Below are 17,312 nucleotides of genomic sequence, written 5' to 3'. Positions count from 1 at the left end.
TATGGCGTTAACCAAGGCCGACATAGCAGAGCATCTGTTCACCGAACTTGGCATGACCAAGCGTGATGCCAAAGACATGGTGGAGGCGTTTTTCGAAGAGATTCGCGCTGCTCTGGAACAAGGTGAACAGGTCAAGATTTCCGGTTTCGGCAACTTCGAGTTGCGCAACAAGGGTGAGCGTCCCGGACGCAATCCCAAAACCGGAGAAGACATTCCCATCTCGGCCCGGCGGGTAGTGACCTTTCGGCCCGGTCAGAAGCTCAAGGCCAGGGTAGAAACCGTACCACAGCTCGACGATTCAGAATAAGAACCAAGCCAGGCCGAGAGCCTGGCTTTTTTGTCTCTGCTGCCGAATTTTAGACTAAGGCCGCATTGGCCGACGGGAGCTTATGCTGTTAGCCTAGGCACAGGATCATCAAGCGAAGGTATGCGGACAGTGCACAAAGGCAATATCGTTATTCTCACCGGTGCCGGCATCTCGGCCGAGTCAGGCATCAGAACGTTCAGAGCCAGTGACGGCCTGTGGGAAGAACATCACATCGAGGATGTCGCTACTCCCGAAGGCTACCAGCGTGATCCCGAGCTGGTGCATCGTTTTTACAATGCCCGCAGAACGCTGTTGCAGACCGTCAACCCCAATGCCGCTCATTTTGCCCTGGCCAGATTGGAAGCCGAATGGCCGGGACAAGTTACCGTGGTCACCCAGAATATCGATGACCTGCACGAAAGAGCCGGCAGCAACACCGTATTGCACATGCATGGCGAGTTGCTCAAGGCCCGTTGCCCACACTCCAATCAGACCATCGACTGGACGGGGCCGTTACACACCACGGATCTGTGCCACTGCTGCCAGTTTCCCGAGCCGCTGCGGCCGCATGTGGTGTGGTTTGGCGAGATGCCGCTGTTGCTGGATCGCATTTACCATGCCCTGAGCGAGGCCAGCTTGTTTATCGCCATCGGCACCTCCGGCAATGTTTATCCCGCCGCCGGTCTGGTGCATGAAGCGGCGATGCATAACGCCCACACCATAGAGATCAATCTGGAGCCCAGCCAGGTCAACAATCATTTTGACGAGCACCGCTACGGACCGGCTACCCGGAAAGTGGCCGAGTATGTGGACGAACTGCTCGGTGCCCAAAAGTAGCCAGGGTAGATTCTCCCCCGGAGAAGACCTGTTGGGCACCTAACCCGGCCTGATGGGAATGATCACAAAAATCAGCAATATAAAAATCCCGCGCTCAGCGGGATTTTTATATTTAGCGGATTCCCCATTTTTAATAATGGCTTGGCGCTACTGCCTCGGCCTGCTTACTTCGTTATAATGGCACCACTTCAAGTAAGAGACCGCATTATGAACGAACCACGATTTGCCCGGCTGCAACAATCGCTGGAGCAGGGCTTTACGCTGACTCCCAAGGCTATTTTTCAGGAGGCCTGGCAGCGTATTCAGAGCGCCAAGATGCCGATACTGCTGGCCACCGTCGGTGTGGTCGGCTGCTGGCTGCTGTTGAACCAGTTACTGGTAACGGTAAGCGGCGAGGGCGAAGAAACCTCATGGAGTCTGAGCCTGCTGGGCTTGCTGATTTCGATGATCATGGCGCCGATGAGTGGTGGCCTGGACATGATGGGCGTGCACAGATCCGTCGACAGACCCATACGCCCGAATCAGATCTTCGACTACTTCCGCTATCTGTTGCCCCTGGCCCTGGCCAGTATGATCATGGGTATTATCAGCAGCCTGTTTCTGCCTCTGGGGCAGAGCCTGGGACTGCCGCCCATGCTGTCGATGCTGCCGACGCTGATCCTGAGCGTGGCGCTGATGTTCACCTTTCCGTTGATCCTGGAAAAGGGCTTGAGTCCGGTACAGGCCATTACCACCTCGCTGCGGCTGTTTGCCCGCCAGTGGCTGGTACTGCTGTCTATCCATTTGATGATGATGTTACTGTTCATGGGCGCGGTATTGACCTTCGGCATCGGTCTGATCTGGGTCGCCCCCTTGTATATCGTGGTGAAAGGCATTCTCTACCGGGAAGTCTGTGGCGTTGAAGGGTTACCGGATAGCCAGGCTCCTTCTTTTCATACCCCCAAGGATCGTTTTGACGCATGAAGTTCTCTTTTATCATTACCACGCTGGCCCTGACTGCCACCATTATCACGACGACGGCGCAGGCGACACCGTTGAGCCTCGGTTACAGCGGGTTTTACAAATACATGGCCAAGGTAGAAAAGGCCAAGGTGGAGCACGCCGAGCTCGGTTTTTATCTGAGTCGCGCCGACGGGCAGGGGCTCTGTAACATAGAAAGCGGCATGGTTCGGGTGGACGACACCCTCAAGAGTGAAGTCAAGGTACTTCCCCACGGCCAGTTTGTACTGCCCTACGACAAGCAACTGGATCTGGACAAGGCGCTGGTTGAACTCGAAGTCACCGATACCGCACAGTGTGATATCTCCATTCAGATTCAGGCAAACCTGGCCGGTGGCGAGGTGTCCATGGCACAACTGCGCCAGGTAGAAGATGAAATGTATCGTCTGCTGCAGAAGATGGCCGGTTGGCCGGGAAGATACTTTGTGCCGGAACTGCAGGGCATCAAGCTGCATACGGCCGAGCCGGGGCAACGCCTGAACGGCCTGGAACAGCAACAGTTGAACAAGGCCGAACTGGCTGGCGAGCGCAGCCTGTCCTTGCCGGCAGTACGGATCACGCCCTGGTTTTAAACCGTGAGTAGCAGAAGGTGAGGGGGGCTCAGGTCGTTGTAGTGATCCAACTCACTGGTTACAAAAAGACATGCAGCAGCAGGTTAATCCGGCTTTTACATTATGGCGACATAAGTATCTGCACGCTAAAATATAGCCTCGGTAAAATAAGAGACCTGGCAGGATAAAACCCTGCTCTTACCGTTCAGCATCACCAATAAAAAAGGCGCCGTAGCGCCTTTTTTGTTACTTCATATTAAATCGTTATTTCACTTCGATGATATCGAGCCGCTCGCCCGGTGCCGACGCGGTGTCTTCCTCGTCTGCATCGATAAAACGCGGCGCCACCTCCGGCTTGTCGAAACCGATGTCGCCGCCGTCGATTACGCCCGAATCGCTGTTGATGCTCTTGAAGTCAAACTGCTGATGATCCAGCAGATGAGAGGGCACCAGATTCTGCAGCGAACGGAACATGCTTTCGATACGGCCGGGGAAGCGTTTGTCCCAATCCTGCAGCATGTTCTTGATGGCCTGGCGTTGCAGGTTTTCCTGCGAGCCACACAGATTACAGGGAATGATCGGGAATGCTTTCGCCTCGGCAAAGCGCACCAGATCTTTTTCTTTACAGTAAGCCAACGGGCGGATCACCACATGCTTGCCGTTATCGCTGACCAGCTTGGGCGGCATCGACTTCATGGTGCCGCCATAGAACATGTTCAGCAACAGGGTTTCGAGAATGTCGTCTCGGTGATGGCCAAGCGCAATTTTGGTGGCCCCCAGTTCGGTGGCGGTGCGATACAGAATACCCCGGCGTAGCCGGGAGCACAGCGAGCAGGTGGTTTTTCCTTCCGGCACCTTGTCCATCACGATGGAGTAGGTGTCTTCTTCCACTATTCTGTATTCCACCCCCAGTTCATCCAGGTAGGCGGGCAGCACATGCTCGGGAAAGCCCGGTTGTTTCTGATCCAGGTTCACCGCGATAATGTCGAAATGGATCGGCGCATGGGCTTTCATGTTGAGCAGAATATCAAGCATGGCATAACTGTCCTTGCCACCGGACAGACACACCATGACCCGATCACCGTCTTCAATCATGTTGAAATCGGCAATGGCTTCGCCCACATTTCGGCGCAGTCGCTTGTACAGCTTGTTGAAGTTGTATACCTGCTTGGCAGTTTGAACTGACTCTGTGTGAGCCGCATTGATTGGTTCGGAAGTGGCTTGTTCGGTCATGGTAACCCCGGCAAAAAAACTGGGGCTATTATAGTGACTGGCGCCTCAAGGGCAAGGCGCCAGTCGCCAGATCAGGCATCGGGCCGCAGCACCAGTACGTCACAGCTGAGTTTGTCGATCACATGCTCGGCGGTATTGCCGAGCAAAGCGGCAGACAGGCCGGTGCGCCCCACCGATCCCAGAATCACCAGGCTGGCGTTGGTCTCGTCGGCACAGTTCGGAATAACCTCTTCTGCCAGTCCTTCTTCCAGATGCAAGGCACTGGCTTCCAGATCGAAGCGCACCGCATACTCATACAGAGCACGCTCATGGTGCTTCTTCACCGCGGCATTATAAACCTGAGGATCGAAGTCGGGCAGCTCCAGCGCCATGTTGGTCGGGGTTATCGGGTAGGCGTTGACCAGATGCAGACTTGCCGACAGCAACTCGGCTACTTGCGCACTGACGCCGATAATCTTGTTGTTCAGTGCTTCCTGATCCTTATCGTCGCTACAGCAGTTGACGGCCGCCAGCACATTGCCGCCCATGGGCCAGTCTCGTTCCTTGACCAGCAATACCGGGCAGGGGCACTTGCGCAACAGATGCCAGTCGGTGGGGGTAAAAATAAAGGACTGGATCATGGCGTGCTTGTGGGTGCTCTTCACCACCAGATCATGCTCGCCATCCTGTACCTGCTGAATAATGGCTTCAAAGGGGCGGCTGTGCCATACCACCTTGATATCAAAATTAATCTTGCTGTCTTCATAGGGAGTAAGCAGGGTTTTCAGCCACTCTTCCCGGCCCTGAACCACTCCCTCACGCATTTCGTCCCGCTCGGTGCTGGACAGCATGGAGGTCATTTCATAGGAAAAGTCGTAGATGGGCAAAAACAGGGTAATGCCGGCCTGCTCCTGCAGGGCGGCAACAGACACGGCGCGATGCAGGGCCGGCTGGTTTTCTGCCACCGGATCCATGACCACCAGAATGTGTTGATACTTGATCATAAAGCGTCCCTTTCATGAAAGTAAGAATCAGGTCGGAGTGGGGGCGCCAGCCAGCTGGGCCAACGCCGGTAGATCCAGAATGCGAATATATTTGCCGTCCACCTCGATGAGGTTGTTTTTCTGAAAACGGCCAAGCAGGCGACTGACGGTTTCGACCGTCAGTCCCAGATAATTACCGATATCGCCCCGGGTCATGGTGAGACGAAACTCACGGGCAGAAAAGCCGCGCTGGGAAAAGCGGCTCGACAGACCATGCAGAAAAGCGGCCAGTCGTTCTTCGGCGGTTTTCTTGGACAGCAGCAGTATCATCTGCTGGTCGCCGTTGATTTCGTTGCTCATCAACCGCATGATTTGCTGTCGCAAGCGGGGCAACTTGCCCGACAGGTCGTCCAGCACCTCATAGGGGATTTCGCAGACCATGGAGGTTTCAAGCGCCTGGGCAAAAGAAGGGTGACTACCGGTATTGATGGCGTCGAAGCCGATAAGATCGCCGGCCAGATGAAAGCCGGTGATCTGCTCATCACCCTGTTCGGTAATGGTATAGGACTTGATGGAGCCGGCACGGATAGCATAAAGCGCCTTCAGCTCTTCCCCGGCCTTGAACAATTCCTGGCTTTTCTGAATCGGCTTCTTGCGTTCTATGATGTTGTCCAGCTCGTCCAGCTCATCGGAATTGAGCCCGAGCGGTATGCACAACTGGCTGATGCTGCAATCCTGGCAGTGGATGGCACAACTGCTCGCGGCAGTTTTAATTGTTTTTGTCTGATTTCCCATAGCTCAATACTTTAGTGGTATCAATACGTAATCATAGCATTAATAATCGGGGCATAATAGTTTAGTAAAACAGCGAAAAAGCCTGATAAAGCGTGAATAAACCATAAGAAATCAACAAGATACCAGAAGCCTGGCGAAAGCCGGGATGATTGAGCCAATGGCGCAACTGGCCGGCCAGGCCGCCTAATGCCAGCAGGGTGGGCAGGGTGCCGATGCCAAACAGCGCCATCACCCGGGCACCTTCCAGCGCGCCGCCAGCCACCGCACTCCAGGTCAGTGCCGAATAAACCAGACCACAGGGTAGCCAGCCCCAGATCATGCCGAAGGGCAGAGCCGCCAGCGGATGCCTGAATGGCACAAAGCGTCCGGCCAGGGGTTTGAGGTGGCGCCAGAGGCCATTGCCGAGTTTTTCCAGCCGCAACAACACAAACCACCAGCGTGCCAGATACAGGCCAAGCAATATGGTCATCACCCCGGCCAGCACGCGTAGCAATACCAGCCCCTGCTTGCCCAGGCTGACGTCCGCCAGACTGGCGAACACGCCGCCGACCAGGGCGCCGGCCAGGCTGTAACTGACGATTCGCCCGGCATTGTAGCTAAGCAGGTACACCCAATTCCAGCGGCGCTGGCTGGCAGGAATGGCCATGGAAAAGGCCGCCGCCACACCGCCGCACATGGCAATGCAATGACCGGCGCCCAACAGGCCGATCAACAAGGCCGCCCAGGCATCAAGCTGAGTGGTCATGCGGATCCTTCTGTTGATTCGCGTGCGGTTGTGCTTGTTGATCCTGTGGTTGGTTACCTTGTGCTCGACGATGGGCGGTGTCGTCATCATCAAACAGGATATTGCTGCCATGGCGATCCAGGTCTTCAAACTGGTCGCTTTTTACCGACCAGAAAAACACCGCGATAGCGATGGCGACAAACACCATGGCGATGGGGATCATCAGGTACCAGACTTCGATATCGTTCATAAGCGTGACAGTCTCAGTGAATTGGTCATCACAATCAGCGAGCTGGCCGACATGCCGACCATGGCAAACCAGGGCGACACCTGGCCCATGGCCGCCAGCGGCAGCACCACCAGGTTATAACCCAGCGCCCAGCTGAAGTTTTGTTTGATCACCCGCCGGCAACGGGCGGAAATATGACGGGCAATCAGAATGCGCCGCAGATCGTCCGACAGCAGCAGGGCATCGGCACTGTTTTTGGCGATATCGGTGCCGCCGGCCATGGCAAACGACACATGTGCCCCGGCCAGTACCGGCGCATCATTGATGCCATCACCGACCATCAGGCAGATATCACCGGCCTGGTCGCAGCGGCGCAGATAGGCCAGCTTGTCATCGGGGCTGGCATGTTTGACCAGCTTGTCGGCCCCAAGCCGCTTGGCGACCTGCTCGGCCTGACCGGAGCTGTCGCCGGTCAGAATGGTGGTCGCAATGCCGAGCGCCCGGCATTCATCAATCAAGGCACCGGCTTCTTCACGCAGCGGGTCGGTCAACTCGAAACGTGCCACCAGCCCCTGCTCATTGGCCAGATAAACGCAGAGTTCGGCATCCTGATTCTCCGGTGCCAGCCAGGCGCCACTGCCCAAACGCCAGCGAGTGCCCTTTACCTGGCCACAGATGCCGCGGCCGACCCGGTTTTCCCGCTCGGTCACCATCAACGCCTGCTCACCAAAAGGGGCAAAGGCTCGGGCAATGGGATGCTCCGACTGGGCTTCCAGCGCGGCGGCCAGCGCCAGCACCTGCGCTTCGTTCAGCTCGGCGAGCAGGGTTACAGAGGTAACGGCGACCTCGCCCCGGGTCAGGGTGCCGGTTTTATCGAACACCATTCGGTTGACCTTGGGCAGGGTATCCAGCACGTGGGAACGGCGCACCAGTACGCCCGAACGACTCAGCCGTGACGTCGCCACGGTCAAGGCGGTGGGGGTTGCCAGCGACAAGGCACAGGGACAGGTCGCCACCAGCACCGACAACATGACCCAGAACGCCTTGTCGGCATCGAGCTGCAGCCAGACCAGATAGGTGGCCAGGGTAACCAGCAACAAGGCCGCGACAAAATAGCGCGACAGCTGATCGGCAATCAGCGCCACCTTGGGCTTTTCCGCCAGGGCGTCGTCCTGGGCGCGCAGAATTTCCGATACCCGGGCCTCGTCCAGCGAGCGCAATACGCGCAGCCGCAACGGCGACTCCACGTTGGTGGTGCCGGCAAAGACCGTATCGCCCTGATGCCGGGTTACCGGCAGGTGCTCACCGGTCAGCATCGACTCATTCACGCTGGTACTGCCGCCGAGTATTTCGGCATCGGCCGGAATCTGGCTGCCCGGGGCCACCAGCACAATCTGGCCCGGCTGCAGGGTTTTGGCGGCGACTTCCTGCTCGCCGTTATCGGTTTCTACCCGGGCCAGCATGGGCACCAGCAAGGTGAGGTTGGCGGTGGTTTCCGAGGCCCGGCGTTTGGCGCGTATTTCCAGAAAACGGCCGGTCAGCAACAGAAAGGCAAACATGGACACACATTCGTAATAGACATCACCGGTCTGGGTAACGGTGGCATAGACGGAGGCGACAAAGGCAAATACCATCGCCAGCGACACCGGCAAGTCCATATTCAGCGCCCGGTTTTTAAGGCCACGCCAGGCATTGCGATAAAAGGGCAGGGCGGAATAGCTCATCACCGGAATCGACAGCCACAGGCTTATCCAGCGAAAGTATTCGACCAGATCCGCATCGGTGCCCGGAAACAGATCTTCATACAGCGCCAATGCCACCATCATCACCTGCATGCTGGCGATGCCTGCCACGCCCATGCGCAGCAGATACGACTTCACTTCCCGGTTGTAGGCCTGCTCTTGCTGATGGGGCTGAAAAGGCCGCGCCTGATAGCCGATATCGGCAAAGGCGGCCAACAACCGGCTCAGGGGCACCTGTTCATCATGCCAGCGCAAGCGGGCCCGCTCTGTGGTGGTATTAACCTGAATCAGCGCCACCCCCGGCACCCGTGCCAGATGACGCTCGATCAGCCAGGCACAAGCGGCACAACTCAGGCCCGAAATGGAGAGCTGTACTTCTTTGAGGTTGTCTTTATTGCTGACGAAGTCTTGCTGTATTTCGGTCAGATCATAATGCTGCAGCTGTTTCAGCTCATCGGGAACCGCATCGGCCTTGGGGGCGAGGGCGGAACGGTGCTGATAATAGCTGCCCAGACCGCATTCGATAATGGTGTCGGCCACCGCCAGGCAGCCGGGGCAACAGAAGTGGTGGTTGACCCCTTCCAGCGCCAGTTGATGGGGTCTGCCGGTGGGAATGGCCTCACCGCAGTGAAAGCAGCCGTCCACACTCAGCTCCCGGCGCGAATGAGCAGCCGATTGGCGATCGGCAGAACGATGCGCTTTTGCATGCGCCAGTGACCATCGAAGGCTTCAATCTGCAGGTTCCACTGACCTTTCATCAAGGGCTGTTCCAAGCGTGCGCGATAGACACCATTCGCATCACTGGTCATCAGTATCTGTTGATCCTGCTTGGCAAGGGTAGGGTGGTTGAAGTTCACTCTCACCGCCTCTCCGCTATTGTGCCGGCCTTCCATCTTGAGTATCAGCTCATCATTCTGATAGCGCAGTTCGGCTATCAGCTTCAGCTCGGCGGCCTTGTTCAGCTCGCTGATGTCCTTGTTGATGGCCCGGCCTTTTTTGTAGTAGTCATCGACCACCATGCTGTCGGCCCCGGAGCTGGCCAGGTGAAAGGTATAAAGGCTGGCCGCCACCGCACACAGCGGCAACACGATAAGAAACCAGGGCCAGAACTGCTGATACCAGGGACGTTGCATAACCAATTCCTACGACAAAAAAAGCGGTGAATAGGGTCTGTTGACCTTTCGCGATGAAATTTTGTTCGAGTTAAACGCGTTTTTATCGCGGCGAGAGAGGTGTAGCCTAGTCATTCTAAGCAAAGCCCTCTCAACAAAGAGAAAAACGTGTTTAGCCGAACCCGCAGGGCAGCGCTTGTGGGGTCTTGCTACTGCGTTATCGCTTATTTATGTAGAGTGACTACACGGCATAAGCGCTGCCTTGTATCAAGCCCCCACAAACTGCTGCAAAAATCATCTCGAAAGATCAACAGGCCCTAATATAACAAAAAAAAGCCCCGACCAGCGGGGCTTTTTCACCAAAGCCCGGTGGGCCTTATTTACTGTTGTTCAGACTGTAAACATATGCGGAAAGCAGATGAACCTTGTCTTCGCCCAGAATGTCTTTCCAGGCAGGCATGACGCCGGCACGGCCGTTGCGCACGCTGTCTGCTACCGCGGCGCGAGAGCCACCATAGAGCCAGATACCATCGGTCAGGTTGGGCGCACCCACGGCCTGGTTACCCTTGCCGTCCATACCATGACAGGCGGCACACATGGCAAAGCGGGCTTCGCCTTTCTGTGCTTCTACCGGGTCAACCTTGCGGCCGGACAGGCTCAGTACATAGGAGGTCACTTCACGCACGCCGTCTTCGCCGAGGCTGGCACCCCAGGCCGGCATGGCTGCTTTACGGCCATGGAGCAGGGTTGCTTTGATTTGCTCGGGCGAACCGCCATACAGCCAGTCGGCATCGGTCAGGTTGGGGAAGCCGCGAGCACCGCGGGCATCCGAGCCATGACACTGGGCACAGTTCTGCAAAAACAGACGCTGGCCCACCTTGGTGGCATCTTCGTCCATGGCGATGTCGGCAATGGCACGATAGGTATTACCGTCGGCTTCATAGGTCAGCTCACGGAACTTGGCGCCAAACACCTCATCGGCCTTGACCATTTCCCGCTCGTACTGCACCAGCTTGCCTTCTTCACGCGCTTCGGTTGAAGCGGCGCGATATTCTTCCAGCGAACGTACGTCCTGGTTGGAACTCTGCCAGCCCAGCAGGCCCTTGAAGTTACCCAGACCCGGATACAACGCCAGATAGAACAGCGCAAACACCGACATGAACACGAACAGATACGACCACCACTTGGGCAGCGGGTTGTTCAGTTCGGTAATGCCGTCATAGGTATGGCCGGTAGGTGCACCTTCTTCCATCCCCATTTTGTCGCGAGAACACCAGACCAACAGGGCCAGACAACCAAAAATGGTCCCCAGGCTGATGATGGTGACAAACACACTCAGAAAAGTACTCATTTTTTATTAGCTCCTGCGCGATCCTGCTCAGTCCCCGAAGGCGTTCCGCTCGCCTGGTTTTCATCATCAAAAATAGAGTTGGCTATTGCATCGAACTTGTCTTTGCGTCGCTTACCGTAGGCCCACCAGACCAGGCCAATAAACATCACCATCAATACCAAAGTCTGATAACTGATCAGCGTTGGCTTGAGCGCTTCCAGGGTACTGAAATCCATAATCGACTCCGGTTATTTAAGGGCGTGGCCCAAAGACTGCAGATAAGCGATGATGGCATCCATTTCGGTTTTGCCCTTCACCGCCGCCTCGGCACCGGCAATATCGGCGTCGGTATAGGGAACACCGAAGCTGTCCCGGAACAGAGCCAGTTTGGCCGCCGTATCCTTGCCGTCCAGTGTGTTCTCTTCCAACCAGGGGAAGGCAGGCATGTTTGACTCGGGCACCACGTTACGCGGGTTGAGCAGATGCACACGGTGCCACTCGTCGGAGTAACGACCGCCTACGCGCGCCAGATCCGGACCGGTACGCTTGGAACCCCACAGGAAGGGGTGCTCCCACACGCTTTCACCGGCCACGGAATAGTTACCATAGCGTTCGGTTTCGGCACGGAAGGGACGGATCATCTGACTGTGACACACATGACATCCGTCACGGATGTAGATATCACGGCCTTCCATTTCCAGCGCGGTATAAGGGCGCAGGCCCTCAACCGGTTCATTGGTCTGCTGCTGAAAAAACAGCGGCACAATTTCTACCAGGCCACCGAAGCTGATGGCAATAATCGTGAATATCACCAACCAGGTGGTATTGGTTTCAACCAACTCGTGACGATTGTTTGGGTTCTTCATTCACAAGTCTCCTTATGCCGGTTGGGGAATGGCTTGCAATGAACCTTTCGGTGCATTGATGGTGCGATAGGCGTTATAGGCCATCAGCAGCATACCGGTCACGAAGAAGCAGCCGCCAAGGAAACGCACGAAGTAGAACGGATACGAGGCTTGCAGACTTTCTACAAAGCTGTAGGTCAGGGTGCCGTCGTCGTTCACTGCACGCCACATCAGACCCTGCATTACACCGCTGATCCACATGGACACGATGTACAGCACGGTACCGATGGTCGCCAGCCAGAAATGCGTATTGATGAGCTTGTTGCTGTACATACGCTCCTGACCGAACAGGTTGGGGATCAGGTGATACACGGCACCAATAGATACCATGGCAACCCAGCCCAGCGCACCGGAGTGCACGTGACCTACGGTCCAGTCGGTGTAGTGAGACAGGGCGTTAACGGTTTTTATCGCCATCATGGGGCCTTCGAAGGTGGACATGCCGTAGAACGACAGCGACACGATCAAGAAGCGCAGAATGGGGTCATAACGCAGTTTGTGCCAGGCACCGGACAGGGTCATGATGCCGTTGATCATGCCGCCCCATGAAGGAACAAACAGGATCAGTGACATGACCATACCCAGAGACTGAGCCCAGTCGGGCAGGGCAGTGTAATGCAGGTGGTGAGAGCCGGCCCAGATATACAGGGTGATCAGTGCCCAGAAGTGCACGATGGACAAGCGGTAGGAATATACCGGACGACCGGCCTGCTTGGGTACAAAGTAGTACATCATGCCCAGGAAGCCGGCAGTCAGCAGGAAGCCAACCGCATTATGGCCGTACCACCACTGAATCATGGCATCGGCAGCACCGGCATACATGGAGTACGACTTCATGCCCGTCAGCGGAATCGCCATGCTGTTGACGATATGCAGTACGGCTACGGTCAGAATGAAACCACCGTAGAACCAGTTAGCCACATAAATGTGAGACGTCGCACGCTTGTACAGGGTTCCGAAGAACACGATAGCGTAAGCCACCCACACCACGGCAATGGCGATATCGATTGGCCATTCCAGTTCGGCATACTCTTTGGAGGAGGTATAACCCTGAGGCAGGGTGATAACCGCCGCCAGAATGATAGCCTGCCAGCCCCAGAACACGAACGAGGCCAGCGAACCGCCAAACAGGCGAGTCTGACAGGTACGCTGCACGACATAGAAGGAGGTTGCCATCAAGGCACTGACACCAAACGCAAAGATAACCGCGTTGGTGTGTAGTGGACGCAACCGGCTATAGGTTAGCCAAGGTGTTTCGAAGTTGAGGGCAGGCCAGATCAGCTGTGCCGCAATGAGCACACCCAACGACATACCGACGATACCCCAGACTACGGTCATCACCGTAAACTGGCGAACTACAGTGTAATTGTAGTTTGGTTGATTATTAGTTTGATTCATCGTTATAGTTCCGCTTCCACTGCTGTTATTCAGGTTTGCGCTCACCCAGGGTGATCACGTAGGAAGGATTGAAGACAACCGTTTTTCATTTCGGTATCAGGTACCTGAACGGCTTCGTTAACATGATGCTAACAAAGCAAATCGGGAATACTGAATACACAGGGCGATGATAAATGAGTGGCTGCAAAAATAACAGTATAAACAGTAATATGATTACCACTTAACCAACCCCATAACGCATAAAAAAACTACCTTGATCAAGATCAAAGATGGGAGTCAATTGTGTGCGATACAGGAACTGAATTGGCATGAGAGATCGACTGACAGGCCCCAAACTGGTGCAAATACTGCTGGTATTGGGGATTTTATCGAGTGCATTCTGGCTTCGAACCTACTTTAACGACGATGACGGCACCGCATTAGAGAAAGGTAATACTGATTTTTGTGATATATCTCACAAAAAGTGCCGGGTTGAGTTGCAGGATTTGTGGGCCGAAGCACAGTTGCAGGCCGATCAATTGCAACCGGAAGCCCCGTTTCAGCTTGAAGTGACCCTGTCCGACCCCAACGTCAAGGTCACCCGCAGCCGTCTGGAAGGAGAAAGTATGTACATGGGTACGCTACCGGCGCTGGTCAGCGAAAGCACGCCGGGTCACTGGCAGGGACAAGCTCTGGTAGGAGCCTGTACCGAGCGCAGCATGGTGTGGGCCTGGGTACTGGATGTCGAACAAAATGGCGAATCACGCCAGCTCAAGTTCCTGTTTGAGGTCGAACGCTGAACACCTCCATTACTCAAACGTCTCTTGCAGAAACGTCTGCAGTTGGCTCCATGAGTCCAGATCGGCCGCCTGATCATAGCCCACCGGCATCTTGAACTCGGCCGCCACCCGATCGGCGTCCGGGTTGGTAAAGGCGTGCAGGGCACCGGGATAATTCACCAGCAGATAATCGGCGCCGGCCGTTTCCATTTCCTGTTGAAAGGCGGCGACCTGATCGGCGGGAACCAGCGGATCCGCGGCACCATTGAACACCGCAATACGCGTCTTGCTATTCGCGGGCAGGGGATTGGCCCTGGGCGTCAGGGATCCATGAAAACTGGCGACCGCCGCCAGAGGCGCACCATTACGCGCCATGTGCAATACCACGCCACCGCCATAACAGTAACCAATGGCGGCAATAGGACTGCTGGCCACCCGCGGATGCCGGGCCAGTTGTTCGCGGGCCGCGTTGAAACGACGCTCGGCCAGGGGGAGGGAAGCCAGTGATGCCTTGGCGAATTCACCGGCCTCGGCAGGGTGTGAGGCTTCTTTGCCGTCACCGTACATGTCCAGTGCCAGGGCAACATAGCCGAGTTCGGCCAGCATCTCGGCACGACCACGAATATAGTCATTCAGTCCCCACCATTCATGCACCACCAGTACACCGGGCCGCGGGGAGGTCTGACTGTCATCAAACGTCAGATAGCCCTTGAATTCCTGACCATCGACCCGATAACTCACCGATTCACTAACCACCGCCGCCTGAGTCGAAAACCCCAGTAGCGCGGCCACCATCAAGCCGTATCTGTTCATAATGTCTGTCCGGGTTGTGACTGATGCATAAGCATAGAACAAGTGATGGTTGGCATGGAGAGAGTGACTAATGCCGATAACTGTATTTATCGGCATTAGTCTTTATGAATACGTTACACTGTGCATCCATACAGCCGACCTCGGAATCATCAGTCCTATGAATGCCCCCGTATTACCGCTGTTTGATGCCCCCCAGTTTCTCGAAGAGGGCAACAGCGTCGTTAACCAGCATATTGCCGATATCACCCTGAATGCGGTACCCGATGCCGCCTTTATTTATGAGCATGCCATGGACTGGCTGCTGGAAAGCCGCTTCAACGAGAACAATTACAAGACCTACCGCAGCGAGCTGACCACCTTTTTACACTGGTGCTTCGACGTCGAGCAGGTTTCGCCCATCGAATTGAACCGTCGGGGCATTAACCGTTACGTGGAGTATTGCCTGGCGCCACCGACGGCATTGATTGCCTACCGTAACGTGGCCCAGTTTGTACTGAACAAGGACTGGGGCGAACGCCAGCCCAACCTGCAGTGGCGGCCATTCCTGGGTAAAAAAGTCGACGGTATCGAGCAGCCATACCGGTTGAGCGACAAGGCGCTGAAAACCAAGATGGCCATCCTGTCTTCCTTCTATGGCTACCTGATCAACGAAGAAGTCACCGAGCGAAACCCGGCCGTGATGTGGATGCGTCACAGCCGTTTCGGCTCCAGCCCCGTGGTGGTGGCGGGCCTGGGTGACGAAGACGAAGTGCGGGTATTCAGCGATCTGCAATGGTCCTATGTGATGAGTACCGCGCGTCTGCTGGCAGAACAAGCGCCCGAGCGGCACCAGCGTTCCCTGTTTTTGATCTCCCTGATGTACGGCTGCTACCTGCGTATCTCGGAAGTCGCGGCAAGGCCCGGTTTTTCGCCGGTGATGAGCCAGTTTCGCCGCGACGGTCACAGCGGGATCTGGAGCTTTCATATTCCGGTCAGCAAAGGCGGCAAAAAACGCACCGTGGCCGTATCCCGCGAACTGCTGGAAGCGCTGCAGTGTTATCGCCGTTATCTCAAGCTGTCGCCTTTGCCGGCACCCAACGACGCCACGCCGCTGTTTGTGCGCCACAGGGCCGCCGGTCGGGGGCGGGATCAGGGTCTGCTTAACGCCAACCTCGGCATACGCCAACTGCGCGACCTGCTCAACGAACTTATGGCCGCCGCCGCCGATGCCGCCGCCGAAGACGGTTTTGAGCAGGACGCCAGTGAAATGCGTAGCCTGACCGTACACAGTATTCGCCACACCGGCATTACTCACGACATCAACTATAACGGCCGACCCTTGTCTCATGTGCAGGCCGACGCCGGTCACGACAGCATAGACACCACCTCGCAATATCTGCACACCGGCAAGGTGGAACGCCATGAAAGCGCCGCCGGTAAGCGACTGGACAGGCTTGATACATGAACGAAGACGCCGGGCCCTGAAGCGGCCCTTTCCCGGCATAATCATAACTTCGCATAATGTATATTATGTTAAATAAGGTTTATGAATCTCTGAACTTCAGGTCTGTGTTGTGTGGGTTTCAGTTAAAAGTGAGATTTTTACAAAGCCATGAGATCCACCATCCAGTCACCTGCCCCTGATCTGCTGCGCAAGATTGCCGGTACCAGATATAAAAAACGGGCCGCCAGTTGTTCCGGCGGCCCGTCGGCGCAATAGCTTGTGTCGTTTCAGAGATGAAATCCCGGAAGTCTTCATTCTCCAGCAAGATCCGGTTGCTCGACTGCCAGTCCACATCATCACGGGCTAATGCCGACAGCATCCTCGGTTCTTGCTCAACGTTTTGATCGGATAATGCACGTGGCCACCAGATCCATGCCTGTTGCTCTGGTCGCTCTGTTTCGGCTGACAACATCATCAGTGCCGGACAGTCGGTATTCAGCCATACATTCATTGCGGCTCCGATGATTAAGCTTTGGAAATCATCTCGGCGGTTATGGCGCCAGATGCTCATAACCGCCTAAGGCCATGCTCATGTAGCTGGCTGATGTGGGTTTCTCTTTTTATTAGCACTCAACCGCTAGACCAGGCCCTTCGGGCCCTGGCGTGTTATACCGGCACCCTCTATTTACCATAACGCAGTAGTTTCCGTATTGTCAGACTGATCAGTGGCTATGCGAACACTAGTTCCAAGCTGTGGCCGCCTGGTAGCAAGCTTGCTTCATTATGGAAGACTGTTCTGAAAGCTCCATTCATGATGCTGGACGCAGTATGACTCCAGACACAAGATCATTATCGCCATTTGATGGATACCAACTCAGCAAAGGCCAAGCCTTGGATTTACATCAATCCCCTGCCCTTGAGCTCACTGGCAGCAGTTAGCAAACAAGTCCTTTGGGGTATCGAATGCCATTCACAATCCATGTTTGACGAGACTTATCCCATGAATCGCAAGTTCGTCGAGGCAGTACTCTGGATTGTTCGAACCGGCTCTCCTTGGCGGGACTTACCCGAGTTTTATGGCAATTGGCACCGTGTTTACGTTCGTTATAGCCGTTGGTCGCACAAAGGAGCCTGGCTCAAAATAATGGAATCGTTATCAGAAGATGCTGATTTTGAATAACTCATGGTCGAACG

At 55.6% G+C, this 17,312-nt stretch carries 19 protein-coding genes and 1 pseudogene; 7 read left to right on the top strand and 13 right to left on the bottom strand.

The features are described from left to right. The first annotated feature begins 1 nt into the window (after position 1). The 4 genes from Q0753_RS14575 to Q0753_RS14560 all read left to right on the top strand — a co-directional run bounded on the left by Q0753_RS14575 (position 2) and on the right by Q0753_RS14560 (position 2,715). Positions 2 to 307, top strand: a complete 306-nt coding sequence (locus tag Q0753_RS14575; protein WP_298722653.1) for an integration host factor subunit alpha — start codon at positions 2 to 4, stop codon at positions 305 to 307. 120 nt (positions 308 to 427) lie between these two features. Next, the gene (gene cobB, locus Q0753_RS14570; protein ID WP_298722651.1) at positions 428 to 1,144 is read left to right on the top strand and encodes a Sir2 family NAD+-dependent deacetylase; all 717 of its coding nucleotides are present in this window, start codon (positions 428 to 430) and stop codon (positions 1,142 to 1,144) included. A 207-nt stretch (positions 1,145 to 1,351) separates the two neighbouring features. Next, entirely contained in the window at positions 1,352 to 2,107 is a 756-nt protein-coding gene (locus Q0753_RS14565) for a hypothetical protein (protein ID WP_298722649.1), read from the top strand. After that, positions 2,104 to 2,715 carry a DUF2987 domain-containing protein gene (locus tag Q0753_RS14560; protein WP_298722646.1) on the top strand — a complete coding sequence of 204 codons (612 nt, stop codon included), beginning with the start codon at positions 2,104 to 2,106 and terminating at the stop codon, positions 2,713 to 2,715. The genes Q0753_RS14565 and Q0753_RS14560 overlap by 4 nt, the downstream gene beginning before the upstream one ends. Before the next feature lie 243 nt (positions 2,716 to 2,958). Here Q0753_RS14560 and ttcA read toward each other — a convergent pair whose 3' ends face one another. The 11 genes from ttcA to ccoN all read right to left on the bottom strand — a co-directional run bounded on the left by ttcA (position 2,959) and on the right by ccoN (position 13,124). Continuing rightward, entirely contained in the window at positions 2,959 to 3,927 is a 969-nt protein-coding gene (gene ttcA / locus Q0753_RS14555; RefSeq protein ID WP_298722643.1) for a tRNA 2-thiocytidine(32) synthetase TtcA, read from the bottom strand. A 71-nt stretch (positions 3,928 to 3,998) separates the two neighbouring features. After that, on the bottom strand, positions 3,999 to 4,910 hold the full coding sequence (gene uspE / locus Q0753_RS14550) for a universal stress protein UspE (RefSeq protein ID WP_298722640.1): 912 nt from the start codon (positions 4,908 to 4,910) through the stop codon (positions 3,999 to 4,001). Between the two features lie 27 nt (positions 4,911 to 4,937). After that, positions 4,938 to 5,684 carry an FNR family transcription factor gene (locus Q0753_RS14545; RefSeq protein ID WP_298722637.1) on the bottom strand — a complete coding sequence of 249 codons (747 nt, stop codon included), beginning with the start codon at positions 5,682 to 5,684 and terminating at the stop codon, positions 4,938 to 4,940. Positions 5,685 to 5,745: 61 nt separating this feature from the next. Continuing rightward, positions 5,746 to 6,429: a sulfite exporter TauE/SafE family protein gene (locus Q0753_RS14540; protein ID WP_298722634.1), complete on the bottom strand. Its 684-nt coding sequence runs from the start codon at positions 6,427 to 6,429 to the stop codon at positions 5,746 to 5,748. After that, a complete protein-coding gene (gene ccoS / locus Q0753_RS14535) occupies positions 6,413 to 6,649 on the bottom strand; it encodes a cbb3-type cytochrome oxidase assembly protein CcoS (RefSeq protein ID WP_298722686.1) in 237 nt (78 codons plus the stop codon). Before ccoS ends, Q0753_RS14540 begins: the two co-directional genes overlap by 17 nt. 5 nt (positions 6,650 to 6,654) lie before the next feature. Continuing rightward, the gene (locus Q0753_RS14530) at positions 6,655 to 9,024 is read right to left on the bottom strand and encodes a heavy metal translocating P-type ATPase (protein WP_298722631.1); all 2,370 of its coding nucleotides are present in this window, start codon (positions 9,022 to 9,024) and stop codon (positions 6,655 to 6,657) included. Between the two features lie 2 nt (positions 9,025 to 9,026). Continuing rightward, positions 9,027 to 9,512 carry a FixH family protein gene (locus tag Q0753_RS14525; RefSeq protein WP_298722628.1) on the bottom strand — a complete coding sequence of 162 codons (486 nt, stop codon included), beginning with the start codon at positions 9,510 to 9,512 and terminating at the stop codon, positions 9,027 to 9,029. 355 nt (positions 9,513 to 9,867) lie between these two features. Beyond that, complete coding sequence (gene ccoP, locus Q0753_RS14520; RefSeq protein ID WP_298722625.1) at positions 9,868 to 10,842, bottom strand: cytochrome-c oxidase, cbb3-type subunit III; 975 nt, start codon at positions 10,840 to 10,842, stop codon at positions 9,868 to 9,870. Further along, positions 10,839 to 11,057, bottom strand: coding sequence for a cbb3-type cytochrome c oxidase subunit 3 (locus Q0753_RS14515; RefSeq protein ID WP_298722622.1), 219 nt, complete (start codon positions 11,055 to 11,057; stop codon positions 10,839 to 10,841). The genes ccoP and Q0753_RS14515 overlap by 4 nt, the downstream gene beginning before the upstream one ends. Positions 11,058 to 11,069: 12 nt before the next feature. Beyond that, entirely contained in the window at positions 11,070 to 11,687 is a 618-nt protein-coding gene (ccoO, locus tag Q0753_RS14510) for a cytochrome-c oxidase, cbb3-type subunit II (protein ID WP_298722619.1), read from the bottom strand. Positions 11,688 to 11,699: 12 nt separating this feature from the next. After that, positions 11,700 to 13,124, bottom strand: a complete 1,425-nt coding sequence (gene ccoN / locus Q0753_RS14505) for a cytochrome-c oxidase, cbb3-type subunit I (RefSeq protein ID WP_298722617.1) — start codon at positions 13,122 to 13,124, stop codon at positions 11,700 to 11,702. Between the two features lie 308 nt (positions 13,125 to 13,432). Between ccoN and Q0753_RS14500 the strand changes: the two genes are divergently transcribed. Beyond that, positions 13,433 to 13,903, top strand: a complete 471-nt coding sequence (locus Q0753_RS14500) for a hypothetical protein (RefSeq protein WP_298722614.1) — start codon at positions 13,433 to 13,435, stop codon at positions 13,901 to 13,903. Between the two features lie 9 nt (positions 13,904 to 13,912). Here the strand turns inward: Q0753_RS14500 and Q0753_RS14495 are convergent, their stop codons facing one another. Beyond that, a complete protein-coding gene (locus tag Q0753_RS14495) occupies positions 13,913 to 14,695 on the bottom strand; it encodes a dienelactone hydrolase family protein (protein WP_298722612.1) in 783 nt (260 codons plus the stop codon). A 157-nt stretch (positions 14,696 to 14,852) separates the two neighbouring features. Here Q0753_RS14495 and Q0753_RS14490 point away from each other — a divergent pair, with 157 nt between their 5' ends. Beyond that, the gene (locus Q0753_RS14490; RefSeq protein WP_298722609.1) at positions 14,853 to 16,139 is read left to right on the top strand and encodes a site-specific integrase; all 1,287 of its coding nucleotides are present in this window, start codon (positions 14,853 to 14,855) and stop codon (positions 16,137 to 16,139) included. 118 nt (positions 16,140 to 16,257) lie between these two features. On the opposite strand, the gene Q0753_RS14485 is transcribed toward Q0753_RS14490, so the two are convergent. Next, positions 16,258 to 16,689, bottom strand: a complete 432-nt coding sequence (locus Q0753_RS14485; RefSeq protein WP_298722606.1) for a hypothetical protein — start codon at positions 16,687 to 16,689, stop codon at positions 16,258 to 16,260. Positions 16,690 to 17,121: 432 nt separating this feature from the next. Here Q0753_RS14485 and Q0753_RS14480 point away from each other — a divergent pair. Beyond that, positions 17,122 to 17,295: pseudogene (locus Q0753_RS14480) on the top strand (transposase); the annotation flags it as partial. Positions 17,296 to 17,312: the final 17 nt, after the last annotated feature.

Origin of the sequence: uncultured Oceanisphaera sp., from assembly GCF_947495715.1 — a bacterium.
Classification (GTDB): Bacteria; Pseudomonadota; Gammaproteobacteria; order Enterobacterales; family Aeromonadaceae; genus Oceanimonas; species Oceanimonas sediminis.
Note: the sequence above shows the minus strand (reverse complement) of the source record. Positions and strands in the feature narration are given on the sequence as shown.

Excerpts from the sequence above, each read along its gene's own strand:
- Q0753_RS14575 (WP_298722653.1), top strand. The coding sequence starts at position 2 with ATGGCGTTAACCAAGGCCGACATAGCAGAGCATCTGTTCACCGAACTT.
- cobB (WP_298722651.1), top strand. The coding sequence starts at position 428 with ATGCGGACAGTGCACAAAGGCAATATCGTTATTCTCACCGGTGCCGGC.
- Q0753_RS14565 (WP_298722649.1), top strand. The coding sequence starts at position 1,352 with ATGAACGAACCACGATTTGCCCGGCTGCAACAATCGCTGGAGCAGGGC.
- Q0753_RS14560 (WP_298722646.1), top strand. The coding sequence starts at position 2,104 with ATGAAGTTCTCTTTTATCATTACCACGCTGGCCCTGACTGCCACCATT.
- ttcA (WP_298722643.1), bottom strand. The coding sequence starts at position 3,927 with ATGACCGAACAAGCCACTTCCGAACCAATCAATGCGGCTCACACAGAG.
- uspE (WP_298722640.1), bottom strand. The coding sequence starts at position 4,910 with ATGATCAAGTATCAACACATTCTGGTGGTCATGGATCCGGTGGCAGAA.
- Q0753_RS14545 (WP_298722637.1), bottom strand. The coding sequence starts at position 5,684 with ATGGGAAATCAGACAAAAACAATTAAAACTGCCGCGAGCAGTTGTGCC.
- Q0753_RS14540 (WP_298722634.1), bottom strand. The coding sequence starts at position 6,429 with ATGACCACTCAGCTTGATGCCTGGGCGGCCTTGTTGATCGGCCTGTTG.
- Q0753_RS14525 (WP_298722628.1), bottom strand. The coding sequence starts at position 9,512 with ATGCAACGTCCCTGGTATCAGCAGTTCTGGCCCTGGTTTCTTATCGTG.
- ccoP (WP_298722625.1), bottom strand. The coding sequence starts at position 10,842 with ATGAGTACTTTTCTGAGTGTGTTTGTCACCATCATCAGCCTGGGGACC.
- Q0753_RS14515 (WP_298722622.1), bottom strand. The coding sequence starts at position 11,057 with ATGGATTTCAGTACCCTGGAAGCGCTCAAGCCAACGCTGATCAGTTAT.
- ccoO (WP_298722619.1), bottom strand. The coding sequence starts at position 11,687 with ATGAAGAACCCAAACAATCGTCACGAGTTGGTTGAAACCAATACCACC.
- ccoN (WP_298722617.1), bottom strand. The coding sequence starts at position 13,124 with ATGAATCAAACTAATAATCAACCAAACTACAATTACACTGTAGTTCGC.
- Q0753_RS14500 (WP_298722614.1), top strand. The coding sequence starts at position 13,433 with ATGAGAGATCGACTGACAGGCCCCAAACTGGTGCAAATACTGCTGGTA.
- Q0753_RS14495 (WP_298722612.1), bottom strand. The coding sequence starts at position 14,695 with ATGAACAGATACGGCTTGATGGTGGCCGCGCTACTGGGGTTTTCGACT.
- Q0753_RS14490 (WP_298722609.1), top strand. The coding sequence starts at position 14,853 with ATGAATGCCCCCGTATTACCGCTGTTTGATGCCCCCCAGTTTCTCGAA.
- Q0753_RS14485 (WP_298722606.1), bottom strand. The coding sequence starts at position 16,689 with ATGAGCATCTGGCGCCATAACCGCCGAGATGATTTCCAAAGCTTAATC.